This window comes from Rathayibacter sp. AY1F2, assembly GCF_002930885.1.
Lineage (GTDB): Bacteria > Actinomycetota > Actinomycetes > Actinomycetales > Microbacteriaceae > Rathayibacter.
Window position 1 is genome coordinate 1 of the sequence record NZ_PSVG01000023.1, and the last position, 12596, is coordinate 12596.

The following is a 12596-nucleotide window of genomic DNA, read 5'->3' on the forward strand; positions in this document are numbered from 1 at the left end:
TCTCGGGGGAGAGGGGGGTTCTCGGGGGCGGTGCAGGAGGAGCGCTGCGGGACGCTCCTCCCCCGGCCCGTCGCGCGGGGGCGCTCCGGGCCGGGTGGAGAGGGGATCAGCTCGCGAAGGTCCAGGTGAGCGGGAGCGAGGCGGACAGGCCCTGGTAGGCGTTGGTGGCCGACGAGTCGAGGGTCACGGCGATGGAGAAGGGGGTGGAGGTGCCGGGGGTGACCGGGGCGGTGTTGAGGGTCTTGACGGCGGAGCCGGCGAGGGTCGCGGCGGTGCCCGTGAAGACGGTGGTCCCGCCGGAGGTGATCACGACGTTGAGCTTGCCGCAGAAGTCGGTGGCGGAGCCGGAGGCGCCGGCCGCGACGTTGTTGCTCTGCGAGCAGGTGGCGCCGGGGGTCAGCGTGAAGGTGTTGGCGGCGACGGTGCCGGTGTTCTTCAGCGTGATCGCGGTGGTGACGGTCTGGCCGGGGACCATCGTGGTCGATCCGCCGAACTTGTTGATGGTCGCGCAGGTCGCGGTGTTGGTGCTGATCGAGCCGCCGTCGGTGCTGAGGCAGGTGATGGGGCTGGCGCCGGTCGACTTCTCCTCCATGACGAGCGAGCCGGAGGCGGCGGTGTTGCCGGTGTTGGAGATGCTCGCGACGAAGCCGGACAGGGTGCCGGACATCGAGACGGAGAGGAGAGCGGCGGCGGCGATGCTCGTCGCGATGGCGAGGGGAGCGAAGCGGACGCGCTTGGACTTGGCGGTGTGGGTCGACATGGCAGGACTCCTGATCGGGTGGGGCGGGCTGATGCTGAAGGGGGAGGGTCCGGCTGGTGTTCCGCCGAACTCGATTGACCGCTAAGTTACTTGATGGCAAAGATACATTGCAATCGTTCTTTCACCCCCTGTCCGGGTGACAGGCCGGGACCCCCGAGGGCGACCCGTACGATGACCCCAGCCCTACCCCGAGAAGGACGAATGACCACCGAGAGACCGACCCCGCGCGACGTCGACCAGGACGCGCCCGCCGTGCAGCTGCGGCAGTCGCTCCGCCTGCTCGAGAACGCGCAGCGGCACCTCCGCGCGAGCATCGCCGCGGGCGTGGGCGTGGGCATCTCGGAGCTCACCGCGCTCGAGGTCCTCGGCGAGTCGCCCGACCTCACGCCGAAGTGGCTGGGCCTCGAGCTCTCCCTCTCGACGGGCGCCGTGACCGCGCTCCTCGACCGGCTGGCGACCGCCGGCCACGTCGACCGGCTCGCCAACCCGCAGGACCGCCGCAGCGTCCTCCTGCGCCTCACCGCCTCCGGGGAGCAGCTGCTCGCGCAGGTGGACGAGCGCTACGACGAGGTCAGCGCGGAGGTGCTGAAGGCCTCCCCCGGGCTGAACGGCATGGCGGACGACCTGGCGCGTGCCGCCGCGGTCATCACCGCGCACACGATCCGCTGATCCGCGCCAGTCGCTAGGAGTCCAGCGCCCGGGTCAGGGTCCAGACGTTGCGCCCCTCCGAGCGCTCGTGCTCGAACGTGGTCGTCAGAGCCTGGATGAGAGCGAGCCCGCGGCCCGACTCCGCGAAGACGTCCGGCATCTCCCGCGGCCCCGTGCCGATGTCCGGCGGATCGGCCGTGTCGACCAGCTCCGCGTGGATCGCGTCTCCCTCGACGCGCACGACGAGGCGGCAGACGATCGTCGTCGTCGACGTCGCGTGCTGGATGACGTTGTCGACCAGCTCGACCAGCGCCGTCTCGACGGCCATGCGGTCGCGGGCCGGCAGGTCCGGCCGCTCGCCCCAGAGCCCGGCGAGCATCTCGTGGACGACCTCGGTGTCGTCCGGGGGCGTGCGGAACCCGACGCTGCGCTCAGTCACGGTACGCGTCGCCGGCCGTGTCGAAGAGGGTGAGCACCCGGTCCAGATTGGACAGCTGCAGCACCATCACGACCTGCTCGCTGGGCGCCGCGATCCGCAGGTCGCCGCCCGCCTGCCGCGCGGTCTTGAGAGCGCCGACCAGGGCGCCGAGACCGGAGGAGTCCATGAACGTCACCGCGCTGAGCTCGACGACGATGCGGGGGCTGCCCTCGTCGATCGCCCGGCGGACGGCCGAGCGCAGCTCCGGAGCCGAGGCCGCGTTGAGCCGCCCCTCCCCCCGCAGCACGGCGATGTCGGGGGCGGTCGTCTCGGTCGTGAACGTCATGCGGGGTCCTTCTCGGCGGAGCGGTCGGCGCCCGTGCGGGTCAGCACGAGGGCGGTGATGTCGTCGGACGCGGAGCCGGAGGCGGCGAGCGCCCTCAGCGCCTGCAGGAACTCGGCGGTGTCGGCGGAGTCGCGGGCGAGATCGACCGCGCGCGCCAGCGACTGCAGCGTCCCGTCGTAGAGGTCGAGGACGCCGTCGGTGAAGGCCAGGAGCGAGTCGCCGACCGCGAGCTCCACGGTCTGGGTGATCCAGCCGCCGTCCTCCGCGATGCCCAGCGGGAGGCCCAGTGCCGCGAGCCGCTGGAACGAGCCGTCGGCGCGGAGGAGGACGGTGAGCCCGTGGCCCGCGTCGACGAAGTCGATCCGGCCGGACGCGGTGTCGAGGCGCCCGTGGAAGAGGGTCGCGAAGGTCTCGGTGGCCGTGAAGTCGTCGTGCAGCTGGGCGCTCACCGCGCTGACGACCGCGTCGGGGTCGCCGCCCAGGCGCGCCCGGAACGCGGAGCGGATCGACGCGGCCACGATCGCCGCCGCCGTCCCCTTGCCCATCACGTCCACGAGGGTCAGGTCGACCGTCTCGTCGTCGCCGCGCCAGCTGTAGAAGTCGCCGGTGATCGTCCACCGCGGCAGCGAGAGCCCCGAGAGCTCGTAGCCGGCAGGGTGGTGGAGGGAGGAGGGAGCCATCTGCGTCTGCATGTCGGCGGCGCGGTCGCGCTCCGCCGTGTCGCGCAGCTCGCGCTCGACCCACTCGCCGAACTCCTCGAGCAGCTGCCGCTCGTCCGGGGTGAGGCTCCGGGGCACGAAGTCGATGAGGCAGAGGGTGCCCAGCTGCAGGTCGCCCTCGACCGACAGCGGCCGCCCGGCGTAGAAGCGGACGTGCGGGTACCCCGCGACGTGCTCGTGCCCGGCCCACGCCTCGTCGGCGCCGAGGTCCGGCACGACGAAGGTGGTGCGCTTCTCGAGCGTCGCGTCGCAGAAGGTGCCGGCGCGCGGGTAGGCGAGCACGGCGTCCGGACGCTGCGGGGACTTCGTGAACAGCGTGGTGTCGTCGAGGAAGTGGATCTCGGCCACGGGCACGCGGAACAGCTCCTCGGCCATCCGCGTGATCCGGTCGAAGCGCTCCTCCGGAGCCGACCCCATCATCTCGAGCGCCTCGAGCGCCACCAGCCGCGGATCCTGCTCGGCCTCGATCATCCGTGCCCCCTTCCCCCTGCGCGCCGCGCCGGGACTCCCCGGAGCGCACACGCACCTCCGACCGTATCGCCCCGCTTGACGGGTGGGGGACCTTCGGCGCCTCTGTACCCCTCACGGGGTACGGCTGTCGCAGATCGCGCGGTCGGGAGCGTCGGCGGTGGCCGATCCCGGCCGTCCTCGCCTCCGTCTCTTGCCGCCGGACGGAGCGGACCCCTACTCTTCACCCGACGCTCCCCCGGCGACCCGCGAGCACCCGAAGCCCGCAGGCTCGTGGGCGTCGCCTGAGGAGCGCCCGTGCCCACCCAGCCGCGTCCCCTCCGCCGAACGCGCGCGGAGACGAACCGACCCTCTCGATCCGACGCGCCCCGGCGCGGGAGCCCGCTCGCTGCGGCGCTCCTGCTGGTGACCGCCCTGATCCTCCCGCTCGCCGCCGCGCCGACAGCGTCCGCCGTCGACTCGGCGGGCGACGAGTACGACGCGATGCGCCTCGGCCTCGTCGCCGACCTGACAGGCACGATCCCGGGCAGCGCGAGCGTCGGCGGCCTCGCCGCGGCGAAGGGCCGCCTCGTCGCCGAGGCCGAGGGCTACTGGTCGACGCTCGAGACCGACGGCGGCGAGCCCTGGCCCGATCTGGTCACGGGCACCTCGGCGGTGGAGGTGTGGACCGCCTACAAGCGGGTCACCGTCCTCGCGACCGCGCTGAAGACCCCCGGCACCGCCCTCAGCGGCGACCCGGCGCTCCTCCGCGACGTCGTCACGACCGCCGACTGGCTCTCGGCGAACCGCTACAACCGCTCCACCACCGGCACCTCCCGCTGGTGGGAGCAGCAGATCGGCATCCCGCTCGAGCTGAACAGCATCACCGCCCTCCTCTACCCCGACCTCTCGGCGGCGCAGGTGCAGGCCTACCTGTCGGCCTCGACGCGCTTCGCCGACACCGTCACCCGGACCGGCGCCAACCGCGTCTGGACGGCGGCGGTCATCGCCGGGCGGGCGGTGCTGCTGAAGCAGCCTGCGAAGATCGCGGAGGCGGCCGCCGGCATCGACCCGGCGCTGCGGACGGTGGCGTCCGGCGACGGCTTCCACGCCGACGGCTCCTTCGTGCAGCACAGCGTCTTCGCCTACAGCGGCGGGTACGGGCTCTCGATGCTCGACACCCTCGACGACCTCTACGCGTTGCTCGACGGCTCCCGCTGGGAGATCACGAGCCCGGAGGGGCTCGGCGTGTACGACCGGCTCGCCTCCTCCTTCGCCCCCGTCACCTGGTGCGGCGCCGTGATGTCGACGGTCCGCGGCCGCGAGACGGCGCGGGCGGAGTCGGAGGACGGCGACGTCGGCGTCCAGCTGCAGGCGGCGGTGCTGCGCCTCGCCGACAGCGCCCCTCCCTCGGCCAGGACACGGACGAACGCGCTGGCGAAGAGCTGGCTGGCCTGCAACGCCGGCAGCCCCGTGAGCATCGAGACGGCCGGGTCCGTCAGCGACGTCGTGCGCGCGCGGCTCGTCCTCGCCGACACGGGCCTGATCGCGACCCCGATCGGCTCGGGCGTCCGGGCCTTCGCCGGGATGGACCGCTTCACGCGGACCACGGCGACCTCGGGCTTCGCCGTCGGCCTGTCGAGCACGCGGATCGCCCGCTACGAGTCGCTCAACGGCGAGAACCGCAGCGGCTGGTACACCGGCGACGGAGCGACGTCGCTCCACCTGGGCAGCGGGCGCCAGTACGACGACGGCTACTGGGCCACGGCGAACCCGTACCGGATGCCCGGCACCACCGAGGACACGATCGTCCGGAGCGCGGGCGAGGGCGCGTCGTCCCGCCCGACGACGACCTTCACCGGGAGCCTCGAGAGCCCGTCGCGGCGGACGGGGATCGCGGCGCTCGACTTCGACGCGGCGTCGGTGAGCCTGGTCGCGAAGAAGGCCTGGTTCACCTTCGACGACGAGATCCTCGCGCTCGGCTCCGGGATCACGGCGACCGACATGTCCGGGACCGGCTGGGACGGGGCGCGCCGGCGCGCGGAGACGGTGATCGACGACCGCCGCGACGTCGCTCCCGATGCGAGGCTCCGCGTCGACGGCGTCCTCCGCGGTGCGGAGGCGACCGCCACGAGCACCGCCCGCTGGGCCTCGATCACCGGCTCCGCGGAGTCGGTGGGCTACGTCTTCCCGTCGCCGATCGCCCTGACCGCGCAGGGACGGACCCGCACCGGAGCCTGGAGCGCCGTGAGCGCCGCCGGTCCGACGGCGCCGGTGACCGGCCACTACTACTCCCTCACGACGAGCCACGGCACGAACCCGACCGGCGCCTCGTACGCGTACACGGTCCTCCCCGGCGCCTCCGAGGCGGCGACCGCCGCGTACGCGGCGGACCCGGACGTGACCGTGCTCAGCAACACACCCCAGCTGAGCGCCGCCCGCGACCGCTCGACCGGCACCGTGAGCGCCGTGTCGTGGAAGGCCGGGACCACGAGCCCCGTCCTCGTCGGAGGCACCCGGGTCGCGAGCATCACCGGCGCCGGACTGGTCTCGATCCGGGAGGACGCGGACACGGTGACCGTCTCGACCGTCGACCCGACGCAGGTCTCGACGAGCGCGCTCACCGTGACGCTCGCGCGGCCGACCGCGGGCACGGTGTCCTCGAGCGCCGCCCTGAGCGTGACGAGCAGGACGAGCACCGCGACGACGATCACGTTCCGGCCGAGCGGGCTGAAGGGAGCGACGGCGTCCATCGTGCTCGCGAAGAGGGCCGCCACTCCGGCGCCGACGGCCACGCCCACGCCGACCTCGACCGCCGCGCCGACCTCGACCTCCACGCCGACCGCCACGGCGACTCCGCTCGCCGCCGTCGGAGCCGGCACCCACCAGAACGGCTCGCCGGCCGTCGCCGTCACGGGCACCTGGTCCACGACCTCCTCCTCCGCGGACAGCGGCGGCGGCGTCTCCTTCTCGTCGACGGGGGGCGCCTCGGCGACCCTCCGCTTCACCGGCACCGGAGTCTCGTGGGTGAGCCGCCGGTCCAGCACGTCCGGGATCGACGAGGTCCGCCTCGACGGCGTCCTCGTGGCCTCGGTCGACCGCTACAGCGCCACCACCCGCTCCGCCCAGACCGTCTGGACCAGCGGGACCCTGCCCGCCGGCACCCACACCGTCACGATCACCCGCGGCAGCACACGGAATCCGGCGGCGACCGGGGGCAACCTGATCCACGACGCCTTCGTCGTGAGGGGCTGACGGCCCGGCTACCACCGGCCGCGGTGCCTGGCCAGGCCCTCGCCCGGCGGCGGGCGGGCCCGTAGCGTCGCCCGGACCGATCGACCCGCCGGGGTCACGACGAGAGGACGCGCCATGAGCAGCACGAGCGACATGATCCGGAGCCACCCCGAGGAGCTGCGCGGCGTCGATCCGGAGGTCCTGGCCGAGTGCATCGACGCGTGCGGCGCCTGCGCGCTCACCTGCACCGCCTGCGCCGACGCGTGCCTCGGCGAGGAGTCGGTCGCCGAGCTGGTCCACTGCATCCGCACCGACCTCGCCTGCGCCGACGTGTGCGCCGCGACCGGCGCCGTGCTCTCGCGCCGCGGCGTCGTCGGATCCGCGGCCGTCCGCGCCCTCGTCGAGGCCTGCCTCCTGGCCTGCCGCGCCTGCGCCGACGACTGCGAGCAGCACGCCGAAATGCACGAGCACTGCCGGATCTGCGCCGAGGCCTGCCGCCGCTGCGAGCAGGCGTGCGAGAGGCTGCTCGCGCAGCTCTGAGCGCGGGCGCCACCGCGGGACATCTCCCCCACCGGATTCGACGGGCGGCTGTCAACCGTCCTGCCCTGAGCGTCCGGCGCTTCTACGGTCGGTGGCGAGCACGGCGTCGCCGGGGCGCCGGAGCGATCGCAGGCGGTCCTTCCGTCCCCGACGATCCGCAGACGCTCGAGATGGAGGACGACCGTGGCCCAGACCAGCACCGAGCGCGACCGCACCGCGCCCGACCCCGACGACTCCCGCAAGCCCGACGGACCGACCGAGGTCACCAAGCGCTCCTGGGGCTACGTCCTCAAGAAGACGCTCCGTGAATTCGGCGCCGACCAGTGCACCGACATCGCGGCCGGCCTCACCTACTACGCCGTCCTCGCGCTGTTCCCCGGGCTGCTCGCGATCGTCTCGATCCTCGGCCTCTTCGGCCAGGCCGAGACCACGACCGACACTGTGCTCGAGATCGCCGGCGGATTCGTGTCGGCCGACGTCCTCGACACGGTCCGCGGCCCGATCCAGGAGCTCACCTCCAGCCCCGCCGCCGGTCTGGCCTTCGTCACCGGTGTCCTCGGCGCCCTCTGGTCCGCCTCCGGCTACGTCGGCGCGTTCGGGCGCGGCATGAACCGCGTCTACGAGATCGACGAGGGCCGCCCGATCTGGAAGCTGCGCCCCACGATGCTCGCCGTCACCCTCGTGACGGTCCTCCTGCTCGTGATCGCCGGCCTGATCCTCGTGCTCAGCGGACCCGTCGCGCAGACCATCGGCGACGCCGTCGGCCTCGGCGAGGTCGCCCTGACCGTGTGGAGCATCGCCAAGTGGCCGGTTCTGATCGCGATCATGGTCGTGATCGTCGCGGTCCTCTACCACTGGTCGCCGAACGTGCGGCAGCCGAAGTTCCGCTGGACCAGCATGGGCTCGATCCTCGCCCTCGCCGTCTGGGCGCTGGCGTCGGCCGGCTTCGCGTTCTACGTCGCCAACTTCAGCAACTACAACAAGACCTACGGCGCCCTGGGCGGTGTGATCGTCTTCCTCCTCTGGCTCTGGATCACGAACCTCGCCCTGCTCTTCGGGGCCGAGTTCGACGCCGAGCTCGAGCGAGGCCGCCAGCTGCAGGCGGGCATCCCGGCGGAGGAGCACATCCAGCTCCCGCCCCGCGACACCCGGCAGAGCGAGAAGAAGGCGGAGAAGCACGCCGAGGACGTCGCCGACGGCCGCGAGCTCCGCGAGAGCGCCGGGCGCCCCGAGCGGTGATCCCGACCGGGCGGGACCTCCCGGCCCATTAGGGGAGCCGCCTCCCCGCGGCAACCCTCTTGAGGTCCCGCGGGCGGCGCGCGGAGGCTGGTCGCATGCGGAAACTGCACTACTCCAGCGGCCACCTCCTCGTCGGCGACCTGACCTGCAAGGCGGTCCTCCGGTACGCCCGGGCCCTCGCGGACGTCAACAAGTCGGACGTCGTCTCGGTGCCGGTCCTGACCGAGGGCGGCGGCCGCGCCTACGCCCACCTGCTGATCGGGCCGGCGAGCCAGCTCTGGTCGCTGCCGATCGACAGCAGCGAGGTGGAGGAGCCGGACGACGCGGAGGTCATCGCCCACATCGAGCTCGAGACGCGCCGCATGCAGCCGGCGCGCCCCTCCTGGAGCGAGGAGATGACGGACATCCCGCCGCTGGACTTCCTCGAGTACACGGACATCGCCGACCTCGAGGACGCCCGGCGCGACCCGATGAACTAGGCCGCCGCCGGCTCCTCGGTGGAGCGGGAGTCGCTGAGTGACAGCGAGCCGATCGTCGCGATCACGCCGACGAGGACCGCCACGACCAGGAAGGCGACCCGCTCACCCGCGAAGAAGCTCCGGACGAGGTCCGCGCTCCACGCGCCCGCCGGGAGGGTGGTCGCCACCAGTGCGGCGATCAGCGTGCCGACGACGGCCGTGCCGATGCTGGTGCCGATCTCCTGGGCCGTGTCGTTGAGCGCCGCACCGATCGACGTGCGGTTCGCGGGCATCGCCTCGACGAGGGCGACGGCGCAGATGGTCATGATCGTCCGCAGGCCCACCGTCATCACGACCATCATCACGGCGATCGCGAGGTAGCCCCGGTCCACCGCCCAGGACATCCCGAGCAGCGCGCCGACCAGGAGCCCGGTGCCGATCAGGCAGGCCGCGCGGTGCCCCAGCTTCGCGGCGAGGCGCTCGGTGATCGGAGTGGCGGCGAGCATCGTGACGATGACGGGCAGGTTCGCGAGGCCGGCGCGCACCGGACTCCAGCCGTAGGCGTACTGGAAGTGCAGGATCAGGCCGAACAGGACGCTCGCGAAGGCGACCGAGGCGCCGAGCTGCGTGAGCGCCGCTCCCCGCGCGGGGCCGGCGCGGAAGATCGCGAGGTCGATCATGGGCGAGACGGCGCGGCGCTCGCGGACGACGAATCCCGCGACGGCCGCGACGGTCCCCGCGGCGCAGGCGATCGTGAGGAGCGACAGCCAGCCGTTCTCGACTCCGCTGGTGAGCGTGTAGCAGCCGAGCCCCACCGCCGCGACGGTGAGGGCGGTCCCCGGCAGGTCGAGCCGACCGGAGGTGAGGTCGGCGCGCTGGTCCGCGGGGACTCCGAGGCGCACGCCGATCCAGACCAACAGCGCGATCGGGGCGTTGACGACGAGCAGCCACTGCCAGCTGACGGTGCTGAGGATCGAGCCGCCGAGGAGGGGGCCGAGGACCATGCCGGACATCCCGACGATCATCACGATCGTGATCGACCGCATGCGGAGCCTCTCGTCGTCGAAGAGCCGGAACACCAGCGACATCGTGACGGGCGCCATGGCGGCCGCGGCGCAGCCGAGCGCCGCGCGGAGGGCGATCAGCTGGCCGATGTCGGTGACGAGGACGACGGCGAGGCTGATCAGCCCGAACGCGGCGAGGCCGGTGAGGAGCACGCGGCGGCGGCCGAACCGGTCGGCGGCGGACCCGGCTGTCAGCAGCAGCCCGCCGAAGGTCAGGGAGTAGGCACCGGTCACCCACTGCAGTCCGGCGGTCGACCCGTCGAGTGAGCGTCCGATCGTCGGGAGGGCGATCGAGAGCAGCGTGTTGTCGACCATCTCGACGAAGAACGCGAGGCAGAGAGCGGCGAGCGGGAGTGCCGCGGAGCGGAGGGAGGTGTGAGCGCGGGACTCGGCGGAGGTGGTCGTCGGAGCGGACATCGAGGCGCCTTCCTATCGAACGCCGTTCGACTCTCGTACGGCGTTCGATAGTATGGAACGCCGTTCGGTAAGATGCAAGCCATGCCTGCAGATCGCCCGACGGAGACCGCTGCCGCGCCCTCCCCCGCCCGGGGCCGCCGCCGAGCGTCGCACTCGCTCGACACCGTGCTGGCCGAGGCGATCGCGATCCTCGACGAGTCCGGGGAGTCGGCCCTCACGTTCCGCGCGCTCGCGGCCCGACTCGGCGGCGGTGTGGCGAGCATCTACTGGTACGTCGGCAGCCGCGACGAGCTGCTGGAGCGGGCGACCGACGAGGTCATGGGTCGGGTCCTCGCAGACAGCGAGCCGCTCACCCACGGGCCGGACCCGATCGACAACGTCCGCGCCGTCGCACTGGCCCTCTTCGACGAGTGCGTCCGCCGACCCTGGTTCGGCCTCTACATGCTCCGCACGACCGGGGTGCAGCCCAACTCGATGGCGATGTACGAGCGCCTCGGGCAGCAGCTCATGGCTCTCGACCTGACGCCCCGGCAGCGGTTCCACGCCGTGTCGTCCATCGTCAGCTACGTCGTCGGAGTCGCGGCCGACCTGGCGCAGCCGCCGCCCCGCGAGTTCCTCGAGAGCGGGATGGAGAGGGGCGAGTTCCTCGAGCACCTGGCCGACCGCTGGCGCGCCCTCGATCCGGAGGAGTTCCCCTTCGGCCACCACGCGGCCGACGTCATGGCGACGCACGACGACCTCGACGTGTTCCGCTCCGGCCTCGACCTGCTGCTGGCCGGGCTCCGGCTGCAGGCGGGGCGGGGCTGAGGCCGGGTCAGCTCCCCGAGGTCCGCCGGATCGCGACCACGGTAACGTCGTCCGCCAGCAGCCCCTCGGCCGCCAGGCGGGTGACGCCGGCGACCGCGGCGGCGGCGGTCGCAGGGGCGGCGACGGCCGCGTCGGCCACCCGGTCGAGGGCGGCGAGGGAGCCGTCGAAGAGGTCCAGCACGCCGTCGCTGCAGATCAGCAGCAGGTCGCCGGGGTGGAGCCGGAGGCCGGTCGGCTCCCACTCCTGCGTGCCGAGGAGGCCGAGCGGCAGGTGGGCGGAGGGGATGCGCTCGCGCGACCCGTCGGCGCGGCAGACGATCCCGAGTCCGTGCCCGGCGTCGACGAGGGCGATGTCGCCGGTCGAGGCGCTGAGCCGCAGGTGGAGGAGCGTGACGAACGCGTCGTTCGCCGACAGATCCGGCTCGACGACCCGGTCGATGAGCGCCATCGTCGCCGCGGGGCCGAGGGCCGGAGGAGTGACGCGCAGGGCGGCGCGGACCGTGGCCGCGATCATCGCGGCGCCGACCCCCTTGCCCATGACGTCGGCGACGGTGACGGCGAGCCCGTCGGGCGTGCAGCGCCAGTCGAAGAAGTCGCCGCTCACCGTCCCGCTGGGCACGCAGGCGCCGGCGACGTCGTAGCCCGGGAGGTCCGGGACCGAGCGGGGCTCGAGCCGCCGCTGCACCCTCTCGCCGTCGGCGAGCTCCTGCCGCGAGCGGGCGGCGCCGGCGGTGAGCATCTGCGCGACCTGCTCGCCGCTGAGCGACGCCATGCTGAACGACACCACGACCAGCAGCACCAGCGTGATCAGCGTGGTGGTCGGGGTCCCGAACCAGGTCGCGAACAGCTCGCTGCGCAGCCCCGCGGCCAGGAACACGGCGAACCGGAGCGCGTAGTAGAGGGAGAGGGCGCCGGAGCTCAGCAGCAGCGGCCAGCGCGTGCGCGAGCGTCCGGCGCCGAGCAGCGCGATCTCGCGGGTCGACAGTCCGATGAGGAGCGCCATCGACGCGAGGTAGAGCGGCCCTCCCGACCAGTCGTTGACGGCGGGAGAGTCGAGGCTGGACACGCCCGTCACCACCACGGTCGGAGCGACCACCAGCCACCACGGCGTCGGCCGGCCGCGGAGGGAGCGGCTCGCCGCCCAGACCGCGGCGGCGCCGGCCACGATGAGCCCGTTGCCGAGCGGATTCGCCCACACCTGGTCGGCCGTGCCGTCGCGGAGGTAGGCGAGCGAGCCGCCCATGAACAGCGCGAGCGCCGTGCACCACCAGAAGCTGAAGGACGAGCGTGTCGACCGGTAGGTGACCAGCGCGAACAGCAGGAAGAGGGTGAGGGCGGTGACCCCGAAGGCGACGCGGAGGGCCGTGGCATCGAGCAAGGCGGGTCCGTGGCCCTTCCAGGAGACCGAGCGGCGGAGCGGCGGACGGGCGCCGTGATCAAGGGGATCCTGGCACGGCGCGCGGGCCGCTCGGGGCGCGCCGTGGAGGCCGGCCCCGGGG

The 12596-nt window shown here is 73.2% G+C and carries 12 protein-coding genes; 6 read left to right on the forward strand and 6 right to left on the reverse strand.

Annotation, left to right across the window (positions count from 1 at the left end):
- Nucleotides 1–106: 106 nt before the first annotated feature.
- Nucleotides 107–760: a hypothetical protein gene (locus C5C54_RS14755; RefSeq protein WP_104234050.1), complete on the reverse strand. Its 654-nt coding sequence runs from the start codon at nt 758–760 to the stop codon at nt 107–109.
- Nucleotides 761–961: 201 nt separating this feature from the next.
- On the opposite strand from C5C54_RS14755, the gene C5C54_RS14760 reads away from it, so the two are divergent.
- A complete protein-coding gene (locus C5C54_RS14760) occupies nt 962–1429 on the forward strand; it encodes a MarR family transcriptional regulator (protein WP_104224277.1) in 468 nt (155 codons plus the stop codon).
- A gap of 13 nt (nt 1430–1442) precedes the next feature.
- Here the strand turns inward: C5C54_RS14760 and C5C54_RS14765 are convergent, their stop codons facing one another.
- Genes C5C54_RS14765 through C5C54_RS14775 form a run of 3 tightly spaced genes read right to left on the reverse strand, consistent with a single transcriptional unit; the run spans nt 1443 to nt 3362 of the window.
- Nucleotides 1443–1847 carry an ATP-binding protein gene (locus tag C5C54_RS14765; RefSeq protein ID WP_104227126.1) on the reverse strand — a complete coding sequence of 135 codons (405 nt, stop codon included), beginning with the start codon at nt 1845–1847 and terminating at the stop codon, nt 1443–1445.
- The gene (locus C5C54_RS14770) at nt 1840–2172 is read right to left on the reverse strand and encodes an STAS domain-containing protein (RefSeq protein ID WP_104227127.1); all 333 of its coding nucleotides are present in this window, start codon (nt 2170–2172) and stop codon (nt 1840–1842) included. Before C5C54_RS14770 ends, C5C54_RS14765 begins: the two co-directional genes overlap by 8 nt.
- On the reverse strand, nt 2169–3362 hold the full coding sequence (locus C5C54_RS14775) for a PP2C family protein-serine/threonine phosphatase (protein WP_104224280.1): 1194 nt from the start codon (nt 3360–3362) through the stop codon (nt 2169–2171). Before C5C54_RS14775 ends, C5C54_RS14770 begins: the two co-directional genes overlap by 4 nt.
- Nucleotides 3363–3764: 402 nt before the next feature.
- Between C5C54_RS14775 and C5C54_RS14780 the strand changes: the two genes are divergently transcribed.
- The 4 genes from C5C54_RS14780 to C5C54_RS14795 all read left to right on the forward strand — a co-directional run bounded on the left by C5C54_RS14780 (nt 3765) and on the right by C5C54_RS14795 (nt 8830).
- Nucleotides 3765–6593, forward strand: a complete 2829-nt coding sequence (locus C5C54_RS14780) for a polysaccharide lyase 8 family protein (RefSeq protein WP_104288662.1) — start codon at nt 3765–3767, stop codon at nt 6591–6593.
- 114 nt (nt 6594–6707) lie between these two features.
- Nucleotides 6708–7112 carry a four-helix bundle copper-binding protein gene (locus C5C54_RS14785; protein WP_104227130.1) on the forward strand — a complete coding sequence of 135 codons (405 nt, stop codon included), beginning with the start codon at nt 6708–6710 and terminating at the stop codon, nt 7110–7112.
- Between the two features lie 183 nt (nt 7113–7295).
- Complete coding sequence (locus tag C5C54_RS14790; protein WP_104288663.1) at nt 7296–8351, forward strand: YihY/virulence factor BrkB family protein; 1056 nt, start codon at nt 7296–7298, stop codon at nt 8349–8351.
- 95 nt (nt 8352–8446) lie between these two features.
- Nucleotides 8447–8830: a hypothetical protein gene (locus tag C5C54_RS14795; protein WP_104269624.1), complete on the forward strand. Its 384-nt coding sequence runs from the start codon at nt 8447–8449 to the stop codon at nt 8828–8830.
- Here C5C54_RS14795 and C5C54_RS14800 read toward each other — a convergent pair.
- Entirely contained in the window at nt 8827–10290 is a 1464-nt protein-coding gene (locus C5C54_RS14800) for an MFS transporter (RefSeq protein WP_104269623.1), read from the reverse strand. The two genes, C5C54_RS14795 and C5C54_RS14800, sit on opposite strands and share 4 nt — an antisense overlap.
- 81 nt (nt 10291–10371) lie before the next feature.
- On the opposite strand from C5C54_RS14800, the gene C5C54_RS14805 reads away from it, so the two are divergent.
- A complete protein-coding gene (locus C5C54_RS14805; protein WP_219812210.1) occupies nt 10372–11097 on the forward strand; it encodes a TetR/AcrR family transcriptional regulator in 726 nt (241 codons plus the stop codon).
- Between the two features lie 7 nt (nt 11098–11104).
- Here the strand turns inward: C5C54_RS14805 and C5C54_RS14810 are convergent, their stop codons facing one another.
- Nucleotides 11105–12475: a PP2C family protein-serine/threonine phosphatase gene (locus C5C54_RS14810; protein WP_104288664.1), complete on the reverse strand. Its 1371-nt coding sequence runs from the start codon at nt 12473–12475 to the stop codon at nt 11105–11107.
- Between the last annotated feature and the right edge of the window lie 121 nt (nt 12476–12596).